This is a genomic window from Traorella massiliensis (assembly GCF_900104665.1).
Lineage (GTDB): Bacteria > Bacillota_I > Bacilli_A > Erysipelotrichales > Erysipelotrichaceae > Traorella > Traorella massiliensis.
In genome coordinates this window covers 773,089-786,373 of record NZ_LT629969.1, presented here as the reverse complement: position 1 = coordinate 786,373, position 13,285 = coordinate 773,089, and the positions used below count along the sequence as shown (strand labels likewise).

19 protein-coding genes and 1 pseudogene are annotated in these 13,285 nt (G+C 44.6%); 17 read left to right on the top strand and 3 right to left on the bottom strand.

All coding sequences use genetic code 11. The annotated features are described in order from the left end of the window. Positions 1-169: 169 nt before the first annotated feature. A pseudogene (locus tag BQ5367_RS13140) lies at positions 170-889 on the top strand (IS256 family transposase); the annotation flags it as partial. Here the strand turns inward: BQ5367_RS13140 and BQ5367_RS13425 are convergent. Both BQ5367_RS13425 and BQ5367_RS11125 read right to left on the bottom strand, forming a co-directional pair. Continuing rightward, entirely contained in the window at positions 802-1,440 is a 639-nt protein-coding gene (locus tag BQ5367_RS13425) for a helix-turn-helix domain-containing protein (RefSeq protein WP_235858783.1), read from the bottom strand. The pseudogene BQ5367_RS13140 and the gene BQ5367_RS13425 sit on opposite strands and share 88 nt — an antisense overlap. Before the next feature lie 159 nt (positions 1,441-1,599). After that, a complete protein-coding gene (locus BQ5367_RS11125; protein WP_071442562.1) occupies positions 1,600-2,184 on the bottom strand; it encodes a hypothetical protein in 585 nt (194 codons plus the stop codon). Positions 2,185-2,870: 686 nt separating this feature from the next. Between BQ5367_RS11125 and BQ5367_RS11115 the strand changes: the two genes are divergently transcribed. The 13 genes from BQ5367_RS11115 (at position 2,871) to BQ5367_RS11055 (ending at position 11,644) form a co-directional block, all read left to right on the top strand. Then, the gene (locus BQ5367_RS11115; protein WP_071442560.1) at positions 2,871-3,911 is read left to right on the top strand and encodes an AAA family ATPase; all 1,041 of its coding nucleotides are present in this window, start codon (positions 2,871-2,873) and stop codon (positions 3,909-3,911) included. A gap of 425 nt (positions 3,912-4,336) precedes the next feature. After that, positions 4,337-5,302, top strand: coding sequence for a MobV family relaxase (gene mobV, locus BQ5367_RS11105; RefSeq protein WP_071442558.1), 966 nt, complete (start codon positions 4,337-4,339; stop codon positions 5,300-5,302). Positions 5,303-5,310: 8 nt separating this feature from the next. Next, a complete protein-coding gene (locus tag BQ5367_RS11100; protein ID WP_071442557.1) occupies positions 5,311-6,165 on the top strand; it encodes a ParB/RepB/Spo0J family partition protein in 855 nt (284 codons plus the stop codon). A 44-nt stretch (positions 6,166-6,209) separates the two neighbouring features. Continuing rightward, positions 6,210-6,434, top strand: a complete 225-nt coding sequence (locus tag BQ5367_RS11095) for a YdbC family protein (protein WP_071442556.1) — start codon at positions 6,210-6,212, stop codon at positions 6,432-6,434. 22 nt (positions 6,435-6,456) lie between these two features. Continuing rightward, positions 6,457-6,648: a hypothetical protein gene (locus BQ5367_RS11090; RefSeq protein ID WP_071442555.1), complete on the top strand. Its 192-nt coding sequence runs from the start codon at positions 6,457-6,459 to the stop codon at positions 6,646-6,648. Continuing rightward, positions 6,649-8,337 (top strand): recombinase family protein, encoded by a 1,689-nt coding sequence (locus tag BQ5367_RS11085; protein WP_071442554.1) that lies wholly within the window; start codon positions 6,649-6,651, stop codon positions 8,335-8,337. It abuts the gene before it with no gap. 156 nt (positions 8,338-8,493) lie between these two features. Further along, positions 8,494-8,874 carry a TnpV protein gene (locus BQ5367_RS11080; RefSeq protein WP_071442553.1) on the top strand — a complete coding sequence of 127 codons (381 nt, stop codon included), beginning with the start codon at positions 8,494-8,496 and terminating at the stop codon, positions 8,872-8,874. A gap of 131 nt (positions 8,875-9,005) precedes the next feature. After that, positions 9,006-9,203: a helix-turn-helix transcriptional regulator gene (locus tag BQ5367_RS11075; RefSeq protein ID WP_071442552.1), complete on the top strand. Its 198-nt coding sequence runs from the start codon at positions 9,006-9,008 to the stop codon at positions 9,201-9,203. Positions 9,204-9,206: 3 nt separating this feature from the next. Then, positions 9,207-9,650, top strand: coding sequence for a hypothetical protein (locus BQ5367_RS11070; protein WP_071442551.1), 444 nt, complete (start codon positions 9,207-9,209; stop codon positions 9,648-9,650). A 6-nt stretch (positions 9,651-9,656) separates the two neighbouring features. Further along, positions 9,657-9,998 carry a DUF3784 domain-containing protein gene (locus BQ5367_RS11065; RefSeq protein ID WP_071442550.1) on the top strand — a complete coding sequence of 114 codons (342 nt, stop codon included), beginning with the start codon at positions 9,657-9,659 and terminating at the stop codon, positions 9,996-9,998. After that, positions 9,999-10,205 (top strand): cysteine-rich KTR domain-containing protein, encoded by a 207-nt coding sequence (locus tag BQ5367_RS13135; protein WP_074022020.1) that lies wholly within the window; start codon positions 9,999-10,001, stop codon positions 10,203-10,205. A gap of 456 nt (positions 10,206-10,661) precedes the next feature. After that, complete coding sequence (locus BQ5367_RS11060) at positions 10,662-11,087, top strand: RNA polymerase sigma factor (protein ID WP_071442549.1); 426 nt, start codon at positions 10,662-10,664, stop codon at positions 11,085-11,087. A gap of 83 nt (positions 11,088-11,170) precedes the next feature. Beyond that, positions 11,171-11,644 carry an RNA polymerase sigma factor gene (locus tag BQ5367_RS11055; RefSeq protein ID WP_071442548.1) on the top strand — a complete coding sequence of 158 codons (474 nt, stop codon included), beginning with the start codon at positions 11,171-11,173 and terminating at the stop codon, positions 11,642-11,644. A 64-nt stretch (positions 11,645-11,708) separates the two neighbouring features. Here the strand turns inward: BQ5367_RS11055 and BQ5367_RS11050 are convergent, their stop codons facing one another. Further along, positions 11,709-12,062: a hypothetical protein gene (locus tag BQ5367_RS11050; protein WP_143052393.1), complete on the bottom strand. Its 354-nt coding sequence runs from the start codon at positions 12,060-12,062 to the stop codon at positions 11,709-11,711. Positions 12,063-12,477: 415 nt separating this feature from the next. Here BQ5367_RS11050 and BQ5367_RS13555 point away from each other — a divergent pair, with 415 nt between their 5' ends. Genes BQ5367_RS13555 through BQ5367_RS13415 form a run of 3 tightly spaced genes read left to right on the top strand, consistent with a single transcriptional unit; the run spans position 12,478 to position 13,280 of the window. After that, complete coding sequence (locus BQ5367_RS13555; protein WP_154667094.1) at positions 12,478-12,636, top strand: hypothetical protein; 159 nt, start codon at positions 12,478-12,480, stop codon at positions 12,634-12,636. Between the two features lie 4 nt (positions 12,637-12,640). Continuing rightward, complete coding sequence (locus BQ5367_RS13595; RefSeq protein WP_071442546.1) at positions 12,641-12,934, top strand: hypothetical protein; 294 nt, start codon at positions 12,641-12,643, stop codon at positions 12,932-12,934. Then, entirely contained in the window at positions 12,879-13,280 is a 402-nt protein-coding gene (locus BQ5367_RS13415; protein ID WP_143052392.1) for a hypothetical protein, read from the top strand. Before BQ5367_RS13595 ends, BQ5367_RS13415 begins: the two co-directional genes overlap by 56 nt. Positions 13,281-13,285 lie beyond the last annotated feature (5 nt).

The window sequence follows — 13,285 nt, the reverse complement described above, 5'->3', positions numbered from 1 at the left end:
TTCGCGCACCTGCTGCATCTTTCGTTACAATCATACCACACTTTCTACTGCAGTGAAATAGATAAGGTACAATAAATTTCGCAAATTAAAAAGCAAATAAAAAGACATGGTTTGCAGATCTCTGGTAGAATGAAGTCGCGACACACCATTCGAAAGGAGACAGCAAACCATGTCCGAGAAGATTGTACAGCTAAACGAGGAAGTAATCAAGGGGCAGCTCAAGGAGCTGGTGCGAGGCAGCGTAGAGGAAACGCTCAACGAGCTACTGGAGGGCGAAGCGGAGAAACTAACCCAGGCGGCCTGGTACGAGCGTAACGAGCAGCGACAGGGCTACCGCAGCGGCCACTATAGCCGCAACCTCACCACCCCTTCTGGGGATGTCACTCTCAAGGTGCCTAAGCTCAAGGGAATCTCCTTTGAGACTGCCATCATCGAGCGGTATCGCCGCCGGGAGAGCAGCGTGGAAGAGGCTCTCATTGAGATGTACCTGGCCGGCGTATCCGTCCGGCGTGTGGAGGACATCACCGAGGCCCTCTGGAGTAGCAAGGTCTCTCCCTCTACCATCAGTGAGCTGAACAAGAAAGCGTATGTCCACATTGAAGATTGGCGGAACCGCCATCTGCAAAGCGGACGGTATCCGTATGTTTATGTGGATGGAATCTACCTACGCCGCAACTGGGGTGGAGAGTTTGAAAATGTAGCCATTCTGGTAGCCATTGCGGTCAACGAGGATGGCTACCGCGAGGTTCTTGGTGCAGCCGAGGGTATGAAAGAAGACAAGGCCAGTTGGGTCAATTTCTTTCAGTGGCTCCGCGGCCGTGGTTTGGATGGGGTTAAATTGGTGGTTGGAGACAAGTGTCTTGGTATGCTGGAAGCCGTGGGTGAAGTGACATCGCCAAACCAAAGATGAGGAGAAGCGTCCATTTGAATCATTTCACCAAAATAAGCACAGCGAGGTCTTCTTGGATGAGCTTCAGATCTATCCAAGAGTTCAAGCTTGTTTTCGATCTTAACGATCTCTTTATTTGATTTGGATTGTTTCTTTCGATCTTTTAAAATACATTTCAGCTTTTTGACAGTTTTTCTTCTTGCTTTAGGAGAGAGGACATCTACATCGAAGAGCCATTTTCTGATAGTGGAATCACTGACAGAAATATTTTCATCTCTTAAAAGAAGTTCAGAGAAATGAGTAAAATTAGAACCCAAGTACTTCGTACGATACAAATCAATAACTTGATGTTTTATCTCTTCAGGAATCGTAGTAGAAGGTTTTCTGTTACGGTTTTTATGAACAAAACCGTCTTTGCCTTCATTCTTATATAAAAGAATTAATCTGTTAATCGTACGAACAGTACAATTCAATTTTAAAGCAGCATTCTTCTTGTTTCCATTGCTGTCAACTAATTTCTTAATAATTTCATATTTAAATTGTTCGTTCATTCTTAATACAACCTTTCGCATATAAACCTCTCCTTCATGAAAGGTTTATCATATATGACTTTTGGGACAAAATCAATTTCGTTATATTAAGACATTATCATTTTCGAATCATAATATTGTCAATAGATTTTTCAAAATCCTTGACACGAGCTGCCTCATTTAGTATATTATAGGCGTAAGCAACAACGTCTTGCGTCCCTGAAATATGGGTCTTGTGCATTTCGCTTGTTGCTTTTTCTTTATCAAAATAATTAATTCGTGGAGATAATATCGCATATTTAACCCATTAGATCCTGTATACTGTTCAATAATAGCTGACATAAATTTATCATTATTACCAATTTTGATAGGAGCAATAATAATTACCGTATCTTTTTCTCTTCCTTTCCAGTTATTTTCAACTCTAATAATTTCACCTTTGCTGAATATATCCAGAATTGCTTCAACTGCTGCGTATTTTTCTACATAAAACTCTTCGCTACCTAACAAATCCTGCGTTTGAATGGCCACATATTCTCTGATAGCACTACCCTCATTGAGATCGATTCCATTTTCATTATATTTATCTTTAATCAGATCCAGTCCGTAACGAATATCCTCATCATTCTGTAAACTGAAAACAAGATTCTGAAGAGATTCATAATATTTCGATGATTCCGCTCCGTGTGTCAATTCATGAACGAAAGTTGTTAGCGGTGCTAATTCTGATTCAGGATTGATATATACCACTCCATCATAATACATGCCTGCGGAATCTATATTCGTATCAAATACGGTTTTGATTTTAAGCTCGTTAGCGAATGATTGAATCTTTTCAACCTGTTGTTTTGCATTATTATTTAATGCTGTATATTGGTAACATCCATGTTGATACCTTTCTACTGATGTGAACTTCTGTTAGAGAACATATACAACTGAATACGGATTTATCTGATGGCAAGCACTTGCAACTATCCGAGAAAAGAACGGATACATGCAGGTGCTTTTCTTTTTCAAAAAATCAGAACACAGTGTCCAAAATCGGCTATCCGCACGGGCTGTAAGGTAGGGGCAAGTCTGCCCGTCTGTACCTTGACAACTTCACAGCAGCCGCCAGAGGGATACCTGCCGCAACGGACAGTGCCGCCTAATTCTCGGAGCCCTCGCAAAATCGGAGATTTTGTGAGGAGAGGAGGAGCAGCGAAATGAGTGAATTTTCGTGCTTGCACGGAAATGAACGATATAAAGCTTGCGACGACGAGAGCGCACCCATTGCTTAATCCATGCACAGCATTGACAGTGACAACACCGCTTTGGGAAAGCGTGGAACCGTATGGAATGGCTGTGCTTACATATCCCCGTCCTTGTGACAGGGATATAAAAATTTTAAGGAGGTCGAATGCCTATGGACAAGTATGCAACAACCAGACGAAAGCGGAAGGAGGATACCCATGCAAAAGCTGAACATGGTGGACGCAGACACCCTGCTCTATCAGCCGCTTGATAAACCCCGTTTTGTGGTGGACGGTCTTATCCCCACGGGATTGATATTGTTCTGCGGCTCACAGAAAATCGGCAAAAGCTGGCTCATGCTGAAACTCTGCTTATGCGTGTCGGCGGGACTGCCATTCTGGGAAATGGAGACACGGGCAGGCGATGTGCTGTACCTCTGTCTGGAGGATACCTTTTTCCGCATACAGGACAGGCTATTCCGATTGACGGACGAGGCGGACAGCCGACTGCACTTCGCTGTGGCGAGCTGCAAGCTGACGGACGGGCTGATCGTGCAGTTGGAGGACTATCTGAAGGAGTACCCCGACAGCAGGCTCATTGTGATTGATACTTTGCAGAAGGTACGCACCGCTTCAAAGGACAATGCCTATGCCAGTGATTACGGGGATATTTCCCAGATTAAGGAGTTTGCTGACAGACATTCCCTTGCGGTCATCGTTGTCCACCATATCCGCAAGCAGAACGACAGTGATGTGTTCAACAAGGTATCGGGAACAACAGGGCTGACGGGGAGCGCAGACGCCACCTTTGTACTGGAAAAGGAAACCCGTGCGTCCGATACCGCAAGGCTCTACTGCGTCGGCAGGGATATTGAGTATCAGGAGTTTGTCCTGCGTTTCAGGGAATGCAGTTGGGAAATGGTGGAGCGCAAGGGGCAGGAGCAGCTTGCGAGGGAAAGCATACCGCCTGTCCTTTTTCGGCTCGTAGAGTTCATGCAGGACAAAGAAAAGTGGTGCGGCACAGCTACGGAGCTTCTGGCGGCGATGGCGGAAACAGACACCCCGCCCACGGTCATTACCAAGTGGCTCAACGAGTACCGCACAACCTTTTTAGCGGTCAACTATATCGGCTATGCGTACCGCAGGAAGAAAGAGGGCAGGCTGATTGCGCTCACAAAGCAGGCGGGTGACAGTGATGACGGTGGTGACGGCGATGTCGGGATACCCCCTGCGTCTGTCACTGACGACACAGCAAAGTGAAATCCGGCGGTCTTGCCCTTCGGGTGGCAGGCGTGGCGGCAATGGCAATGCTTTTTCGATATGCGTCCTGCCACCCTGCGGGAGAACACCCCGCAAACGCTCCGTGCAGGCGTGGGCTTTTCTCGCCTCTTGCGGCTCGTAAAGCCACCCCTGCGGCTGAAAAAACCGTCCCGGTTTTTACAGCCCGCTTTTGCAGGGTGTAACACACTACACCTTGCAAGCAAGGTCGTGTGCCAGACTTTCCCTCTGGACTCCCTTTCAGCAGGGCTTACGCACTGCTCCCCGCCGCCTGCGGCTGCGGGGAAAGGCGGTGCCGGTGACAGTGCCGCACAGGTTTAGGGGGCATCCCAAAACCACCGTCATCGCTGTCACCACCGTCACCGCCCAAAGAACACCCGCCGAAAAAAGAAAGGAGTTGAACGCTTATGCCTTATGCAATCCTGCGTTTCCAAAAACGCAAGGCAGGCTCCGTGGCTGCCTGTGAACGCCACAATGAACGGAAGAAAGAGGCGTACAAGAGCAATCCCGATATTGATATGGAACGCTCCAAGTACAATTATCATCTTGTGCCGCCGCCACGCTACACTTACAAAAAAGAGATCAACCGCATGGTGCAGGCGGCAGGCTGCAAGGTACGCAAAGACAGCGTGATGATGGTGGAAACCCTCATTACCGCTTCTCCTGAATTTATGAACAGCTTACCGCCAGAGGAACAGAAAGCCTACTTTGCTATGGCTTTGGACTTCATAGCGGAGCGTGTGGGAAAAGAAAATATCCTCTCTGCTGTGGTGCATATGGACGAGAAAACACCCCATATGCACCTTTGCTTTGTACCGATTACGCCAGAGGGAAAGCTGTCTGCCAAATACTTTTTAGGCAACCAGAAGTCTTTATCCGAGTGGCAGACCGCCTACCATGAGCGTATGTCCGCACGGTGGAATGAGTTGGAACGGGGGCAGTCCTCAATGATTACGGGGCGAAAGCATATCCCCACATGGCTCTTTAAGTTAGGCGGCAGACTGGATAAGCAGTATGAGGAAATCGTGGCGGCGCTGTCCGATATTAACGCCTTTAACGCAGGGAAGAAACGGGATAAGGCGCTCTCCCTGCTCTCCGCATGGCTGCCTGAGGCGAAAAAGTTTTCACGGGAAATCGGGAAACAGAGCGCCTATATCGACAGCCTCAAAAAGAAAATCGGGCAGGAAATCGACTATGCGGGGCGGCTGCGTGACGAGAAATACGCAGAGGAATTAAAGGCGCAAAAAGCCAACCAGAAGATATTTGAGCTGCAGCGCACCAATCAGCAGTTGGAACGCCTGCTTAAGAAAATCCCGCCCGAAGTGTTAGAAGAATTGCAGAAACAGAATAAAAACAGGTCAAGAGAAAGGTAGGAAAGCCATTGAAAAAACAGGATTTTACCGTGCTGAAGATTGAGGATTTACACCCGTTCCCCGATAACCCGTTCCGTCTGGTGGAGGACGAACTGCTGATTGAAATGGCGGAGAGTATCAAAGAGTTTGGTGTGGTAACACCCATCATAACCCGCCCGAAAGAGGACGGGAACGGGTACGAAGTCATCGCAGGGCAGCGGCGTGTCCGTGCTTCACAGCTTGCAGGGATAGAGACAATCCCTGCTTTTGTTTTGCCCTTAGACCGTGACAAGGCGATTATTACCCTTGTGGACAGCAATATCCAGAGGGAAAATATCCTGCCGAGCGAGAGGGCTTTTGCCTATAAGATGAAGTTGGAGGCGATGAAAAGGCAGGGATACCGCACGGATTTAACTTCGTCCCAAGTTGGGACGAAGTTGCGGACGGACGAAACGGTGGCGCAGGGCTTTGGTATTGGAAAGACCACCGTACAGCGATATATCCGCCTGACCGAGTTAATCCCGCCGATTTTACAGATGGTGGACGAGGGGCAGATTGCCCTTACCCCTGCGGTGGAACTGTCCTTTTTGAAGAAAGACGAGCAGGAAAACCTGCGGATTACGATGGAAAGCGAGGACGCTACTCCCTCTCTTTCGCAGGCGCAGCGCATGAAAAAGTTAAGCCAGATGGGGCGGCTTGATATGGATACCATCTTTGCGATTATGACCGAGGAAAAGGCAAACCAGAGGGAAACCGTGAAAATCGGTATGGACAAACTGCGGAAATATTTCCCCAGAGGCACAACGCCAAAGCAGATGGAGGATTTTATTATCCGCTTATTAGAGCGTGAATTGAAGAGAAAACGAAACCGTGACAGCCGATAATCTTCTTTTCTCGGCGGGTAACAGACAGAAAGGACAGGTCTTTGATGAAAGAAATACAGTATGAAATCGTGAGAGAAATCGCTGTCCTCTCCACGGGCGACAGTGGCTATACAAAGGAAATCAACCTGATTGCGTGGAACGGGAAGGAGCCAAAGTACGACATCCGCAGCTTTTCCCCTGCCCGTGAGAAATGCGGCAAGGGCATTACGCTGACAAAGGAAGAGGCGGAGAAACTCCTTGCGGCTCTGAAAAAGGAACTAAAGCAGTGAGATTTTGAAGGGAGGTATGCCTATGGCAAAGACAGCGGTGCGCCCGAAAATCATCGTGCAGGCGGCTTACACGGGCGGCGCAGATATGCGGGAATTATTTATTTCCCTGCTTGTGAACGAGGTGCGGAGGGGAAAATCCTCTCCCCGCACCTTTGAGATAATCAAACTTCCGCAATACAATGAGGGCAGTACAGATACAAAGGAGGCGAGCTGAATGGCGATGTTAAGGGCGGCTCTGTACTGCCGCTTATCAAAGGACGATATGCTGCAGGGCGACAGCGAGAGTATCAAAACGCAGAAAGCCATGCTGACGCAGTACGCAAAGGAGCATGGCTTTCTGGTGGTGGAAATCTATGTGGATGATGGGTATAGCGGCTTGAATTTCGACCGTCCGAGCTTTAACCGTATGCTTGATGACATCGAGGCGGGCAAGATTGATGTGGTCATTACGAAAGACTTATCCCGTCTGGGGCGTGACCATCTGAAGGTCGGACACTTCACGGAGATTTACTTCCCAATGAAGAATGTACGGTATATCGCAGTCAATGACGGTGTGGACACCGCCAACAAGAACAACGATATAGCGGCTCTGAAAAATGTGATGAACGAGTTTTACAGCCGGGATAATTCCCGCAAAATCCGTTCCTCTATCCGTGCGAGGGCAAAAGCGGGGCTGTACCGTTCTTCCTTTAACCCGATTGGCTACCGCAAATCCCCCGATAACCACAACAAGCTGATCGTGGACGAGGAAACAGCGTGGATTGTGAAACGGATATTTGAACTTGCCAACGCAGGAATGGGAGTGCATAAAATCGCTACCGTGTTCCGCAAGGAACAAGTACCCTGTCCGTCATGGTGGCTGCACAGCAGAGGCGAAAAGGACTACTCCAAGCGGTTTGAAAATCCAGAGAACAAGTATGAGTGGTCGCACACTGTCATACGCAATATCATCTCCAATCCCCTCTATCTGGGGCATTGCGTGATGTGCAAGGCCGAGAGTATCTTCAAGGTCAACGCCTCAAAGAAAGTACCAAAAGAGGACTGGATTACCGTGGAGAACACCCATGAGCCGCTTGTGACGCAGGAGGTTTTTGACGGGGCAAACGAGAAGATTTTGAGCCGCAGGCGGGATACCGCCGATAACTTTGTATCTCCCTTTGCGGGGCTTGTGAAGTGCGGCACCTGCGGAAAGGCGTTAGGATTACGCTTTTGGGGCAGGGAAAAACACCGTATTTATATCTGTACCACTTACGCCCACGACACCAAAGCCTGCACAGACCACCGTATTTTCTATGAGGATTTATACAAGGCGGTGCTTGCGGATATTCAGTACCACGCTCGTCTTGCCTATGAGGACAGGGAGAAAGCGGTGGCTCTGGCAGTGAAGATGAACGCCAAAGCGGACGGGAGCAAGGGGAAAAACAACGCCGACAGACTGAAAGCGGCAAAGAAACGGTATGAGGAAGTGACGAGATTGTTTGATCGTCTGTATGAGGACAGTGTATCGGGGCGTATCTCCCATGAGAATTTTAACCGTCTGATGGATAAGTACCAGACCGAGCAGGAACAGCTTTTAGGGCAGATACAGGCTTTAGAAACCGCTATGCAGGAGGTTAAGGACAATCAGCAGAACGCTGTCAGGTGGGCGGAACTGATGGCGCAGTATGTGGGGATACAGGAATTGACTGCTGAAAACCTCAATCTCCTTGTGGAGAGGATTGAGGTCTATGACCGCACGGAAACCAATGCCGGGGCAGAACAGATGATTAAAATCTGTTACCGCTTCGGCGGCTACATAGGGGAACGGGTATTTTCCGCAAAGGTGCTGAAACACCCTTGCAGGAAAAACGCCTGCCCTCTCAAAGAAAGGAAAGGCTATGGGAAAATATCACTTGTATCTTAGCGAGGAAGAAAGGCAGCTTGTATTCCACGCTTTGATTGACTTCCGCAACAAGTTACTTGCGGCGGGCAGATATACGGACTGCGTGGACGAGCTGCTGATAAAGGTCATGTACGCAAAGACGAAAAAGATAAAAAAACGGTAATGGAGGGAATGACAATGACGAAATCAATCTTTGAACAGTTGGGCGGCACTTATGAACAGCAGGGGGATTATCTTCTCCCCTGCCTTACCGTGCCAGACGAAAAAGAACAGCCCATAGGCGTATGGGGGCAGCGGCACTTGCGGTATCTGAAAGAATACCGCAGAGCCACCCACATAACCCTGCTCACAAGCGGCAGGCTGAACGCTTACCTTGCCGACATCGACAGACAGGCGCAGGAGCGCATGGAAAGGCTCACGGAGCAGATGAAACGGGCGCAGGGTATCACAGAGCAGCTAAAGGCGGAAAACGCCTTAGAATGGGTGCAGAGAATGAATAACATACGGGCGTGTGCGAGGGAGATTGTGGAGAGGGAAATTATTTTTTCATTGAGATAAGCGAGATTGAATGTAAATATATTTTGAATAAAAGTCAAAGTTACTTGACTTTTCGGAGCGATTTATGCTAACCTTAATTATGAAGTAGAATGAGGAGTGGGATATGCACTTATGAAAGTAGGATAAGTATTATGGCTAAAAATTTGAAACTTAAGGCTGCACGGGCTGCACGGGATATGACTCAAAAAGATTTAGCTGAGGCTATTGGTGTTAGCCGTCAAACTATGAATGCTATTGAAAAAGGTGACTACTATCCGTCTGTAAAACTCTGTATAGAGATATGTAAGGTGTTAGGAAAAACATTAGACGAGTTATTTTGGGAGGAATAGATTGTGAGAAAAATAAAGAAATTAGATGAACTTCAATTATTAAAAAGAGGAAATATATTTAAACATGGTATGTTTTGCCTTATAGGCTTACTACTACTTAATACACTATTATATTCGCAAGGAATAGAATGGGCATCGGGGAAATGGGCTGAATTAACAATTATTCTATTTACCATTGTTCTATGCAGTATCGAATTTATTTTATATGACATATATCCGTTAACAGAAAATAAGCAGAAACATTTAATATATTTTTTGGGATTGTTTGGTTTTGTGGCTCTCATAGCTTGTATTTACGATTTGATAGTTGGAAAGTCTGGTATAGTTGTCGATGGTAAAATTACAGAAACCGCTTTGGGAATTATTTATGGGTTAATGTTTATATCTGTTTTTGTTGTGTATAAGCTAAAAAAACAGTATAACGCCAAGCATGAGAACGATGAATAGGAGGTTATGAAAATGAATGCACCAATATTGTTATGCTGGGCTGTTGTTATTATGCTTGCTGTATTTTCTCTACTTTTACTTGCTGGAAAAGGCAGTTGTTTAATCGCTGGTTACAATACATCGAGTAAAGAGAAAAAGCAAAGATATGATGAGAAAAGATTATGCAGAGTTGTGGGCAGTGGTATGGGGGTATTAGCTATAATGCTTGGAATAGCGACATTTTATCGTTTTGAAATGCCCACTAATCTTTCATGGATAATCCCGTGGGGCATACTCGGAACAATAGTAATTGTGGAAATTTTAGCAAGCACAATTTGTAAGAAAAAATCGTCCACAACTAATCAATAAATCAAAGGCGGTGATGTTACGAACGATAGGAAATGGCTTTTATGCCCTGTTTGTGGTAATAAAACCCGAATACAAATATGCTTTGACACGATATTAAAAAATTTTCCGTTGTACTGCCCAAAATGCAAACAAGAAACACTAATTGATATACAGAATCAAAAAATGATAATTATCAAAGAGCCAGACGCACAGACGCAGAGCCGATGAACTTGTGAGTTACCTCACGGATCATCGGCTCTTTCTTTTTCGGATAGTGCTAATCAGTCCGCCATATAAAAAAACGGAGTTTTGACGGACTGTATTGTTATGCCCTAACGCTCCCTCTAAACCCGTTTTGAGTTTGGAGGGATTTTTTGCGTCTTTTTTCACTTTCTATTCTGCCGCTGATCCGTGCGGCGTTCTACATATTGCCAGACAGAAACGAGGATAATCTGTTAAAAAAATCCTTGTTCTGATATGGCTCTTTTATGCGCTAAAAGCAGAGGACAAATATCTACATAAAAGAGCTTTTACTTCTGATAACCGCAATGGTCTGACAGCCTTTGCGGTTTTTCTTTTGTCGTTTTTTGTCAGGACACAGGACAAGCCTGTTTTCGGTGTTGGGTGTCGTTCCCCGCCTGCCAATCTGGATTTTCAAAAAATTCAGATTGGAGGTAAAGAACAGTGGCATACAACCACGGAAAGGCAGAGCGCAGATGGCGGCTCTGGAAAGAGAAAGAAGAAAAGATTTTACGGGAGTGCGGCGTTGATGAAGAAACGATTGAGGAAATCCGCACTTTTGACAGAGAAGAATTTAATTCCGACAGACGGTTTTACACACGCCTGAATGATGTTGGGGAATACATAGCGGAAACTGCCATGCAGGAGCCGCCTATGGAGGTCAACACAGTCTGGGATATGCTGAATGAAATCGAGGACGAAAAACTGTATCGTGCATTGCTTACGGTGGACAAGCGTACCCTGCAAATTGTCCTGCTGAAAATGCAGGGATATTCCCTAAAGGAGATTGCTCCGATGGTTGATTTATCGGCGGGTGCTGTCTATGCAAGGTTAGACCATCTTCGGAAAAAGCTGAGAAAACTCTTATAGTATCTAAAGCCCTGCTGTTTCCTGCGGGCTACTGGGTGAGAGGACAACCCCTCTCACCCATTTTTTAGCAGGAGGACAAGGCAATGGCGATACCTAAACGGTCATACTGGCTTCGGGAGGTAGTGACAGAGGAAGGAACAAGCTATCATATCAGTTTTCGTGACGGGCAGGGAAAAATCCAAAAGTTGTGCGTATCGTATGACTTCTACATGGCGTTTCGGAGACTGGAACTTGATGAACGAAAAATTGAGGGATGGGATTACCGTCACAGAGAGTTTTCGGAAATTATGGAGGAGACTTTGAACTGGCGGGCGGTAAGACAGCCTAAAAGCATTGAGGAGGTCATTCTTGAGGAAGAACGGGCAGAACTGCTCCAGAAAATTATCAGAAATCTGCCAGAAATGCAAAGGCGGCGTTTTCTGCTCCATTATGAGTATGAGATGACTTATAAGGAGATAGGGAAAATCGAGCATTGCAGCCAACAATCCGTAGGTCGTGCTGTAACCGCCGCCAGAGAAAAGATAAAGGCTGAGATGAAGAAATACCTAAACGCATGACCGTTAAGCATACCCTTGTATCTTTGGATATGAGGGTATTTTCTTTGTGTTCTTTAATGGAACTTCACAGAAGTATAGCCTGTGCATTCTGCAATACATTCATCACAGCCTGTTTCTCGCTAGCCAAACGCGATTCCGCATCCACCTGTAGCTGAAGAAATTTATAAAAATTGCGAGTAACCTCACGGGCCGACATCTGCTGCGCTTGATCACTGGCAAATTGCACTGCATTCCCTATAACAGATTTGTTATTAAAATTATTCAATACCTGTTGAGCAATGTTCATAGTCCTGTCAAGAACAATTTTTTCTTCCGTTGTCAGATCAGTAATATTTCTAAACTGTTCTAGTGTATTCATATCTGCCTGAAGCTGGTTTGACTGCTTTCTTGTATTGATGACAATAACAATGTTTCCCACACCTCCAAGAACCGCACCGGCAGACATACCTAAAACAACCGACATAAAGAGTTCTTTCGAATCATAATTAATTTCTTTTCCCAAAAGCCTATGTTGAAACTAACGATGAAGGAAGAGAATATATTAGAAACTGTATTTTAAAAATCTCAGAAAATTTGAAACAAAAAAAGACAGCGAGATCATTATTTCTCGCTGTTTTCATTCGATGAATAAACGCATCACTTACTTTTTCTGTTGAAAGCTCTTGTTACATCTTTATGATTTTACTTATTAATTCATCTTTAAAATACCTTAAAATTAACTCGGAATTTTATAAATATTATAAAAAATTTTCTCAAATTCTATTTTTTTATATTATTGTAATATTGTAATATTGACCATGGACCATGGTCAAAGAACGAGAGGAGGATTATTTATGGCGACGCAAAGTTTTGATAATACGATTAAGGTTAATAAAAAAACATTAAAGTCATTTAATAACATCCTTGAGAGTACTGATAAAGTTAGTGTCAGTAAAACTCCAATTGCTAAAATTAAAGATGCAAAATCAATTAAAAAGTATTTTGAGAAGTGATTAAATGGATTTGCATGTATTTCAATTATGTGACCTTATTAATGAAATCGGCGAAGAAATAACAAAAAAATTTCTCGCCGATTTTTCTTGTCCAATAAATCCGGATATAGAATCGTTCATTAAAGAAAAGGCAATTCTATTTGAGAAAATGGATAAATCAAGAACATATATCATTTTAGGAATAAATGAAACTGATATAGCACCTGTAGCATATTTTACTTTGGCCAATCGACCTATTACTCTTGAAGATACAATCGGTCGTCAAAAAAAAGAAACAATATTTAGGAACAACTTTTGAAGCAAATTCTCAAATACCAGCTATACTGATTGGACAAATAGGAAAGAATTTTTATAACGATTACAATCTTTTAATTACAGGAGAAGATATATTCGATCTACCTCTTCATCAGGTCATTGAAGTGAATAGAGTCATCGGTGGAAGAATCGTTTATCTTGAATGTGAAAATAATGATAAATTAAAGAGTTTTTATACTGAAAGAGGATTTGATTTATATACAGACGATGACAATAATCCTATTTTCACCAATACAGGTTTAATTATCTTTATGAAAGCAATGAAAAATTTAAAAATAGATAACTCTATCAATAGAAAACGAAAACATGCAATCCAAGCAAAAAAATAAAGCAA

What these genes read in the sequence shown, in the direction of transcription:
- BQ5367_RS11080 (WP_071442553.1), top strand. Translation starts at nt 8,494, where the DNA reads ATGACGAAATCAATCTTTGAACAGTTGGGCGGCACTTATGAACAGCAG.
- BQ5367_RS11090 (WP_071442555.1), top strand. Translation starts at nt 6,457, where the DNA reads ATGGCAAAGACAGCGGTGCGCCCGAAAATCATCGTGCAGGCGGCTTAC.
- BQ5367_RS11055 (WP_071442548.1), top strand. Translation starts at nt 11,171, where the DNA reads ATGGCGATACCTAAACGGTCATACTGGCTTCGGGAGGTAGTGACAGAG.
- BQ5367_RS11075 (WP_071442552.1), top strand. Translation starts at nt 9,006, where the DNA reads ATGGCTAAAAATTTGAAACTTAAGGCTGCACGGGCTGCACGGGATATG.
- BQ5367_RS11115 (WP_071442560.1), top strand. Translation starts at nt 2,871, where the DNA reads ATGCAAAAGCTGAACATGGTGGACGCAGACACCCTGCTCTATCAGCCG.
- BQ5367_RS13555 (WP_154667094.1), top strand. Translation starts at nt 12,478, where the DNA reads ATGGCGACGCAAAGTTTTGATAATACGATTAAGGTTAATAAAAAAACA.
- BQ5367_RS11085 (WP_071442554.1), top strand. Translation starts at nt 6,649, where the DNA reads ATGGCGATGTTAAGGGCGGCTCTGTACTGCCGCTTATCAAAGGACGAT.
- BQ5367_RS13595 (WP_071442546.1), top strand. Translation starts at nt 12,641, where the DNA reads ATGGATTTGCATGTATTTCAATTATGTGACCTTATTAATGAAATCGGC.
- BQ5367_RS13425 (WP_235858783.1), bottom strand. Translation starts at nt 1,440, where the DNA reads ATGAACGAACAATTTAAATATGAAATTATTAAGAAATTAGTTGACAGC.
- mobV (WP_071442558.1), top strand. Translation starts at nt 4,337, where the DNA reads ATGCCTTATGCAATCCTGCGTTTCCAAAAACGCAAGGCAGGCTCCGTG.
- BQ5367_RS11065 (WP_071442550.1), top strand. Translation starts at nt 9,657, where the DNA reads ATGAAAATGAATGCACCAATATTGTTATGCTGGGCTGTTGTTATTATG.
- BQ5367_RS11095 (WP_071442556.1), top strand. Translation starts at nt 6,210, where the DNA reads ATGAAAGAAATACAGTATGAAATCGTGAGAGAAATCGCTGTCCTCTCC.
- BQ5367_RS11125 (WP_071442562.1), bottom strand. Translation starts at nt 2,184, where the DNA reads ATGTATTATGATGGAGTGGTATATATCAATCCTGAATCAGAATTAGCA.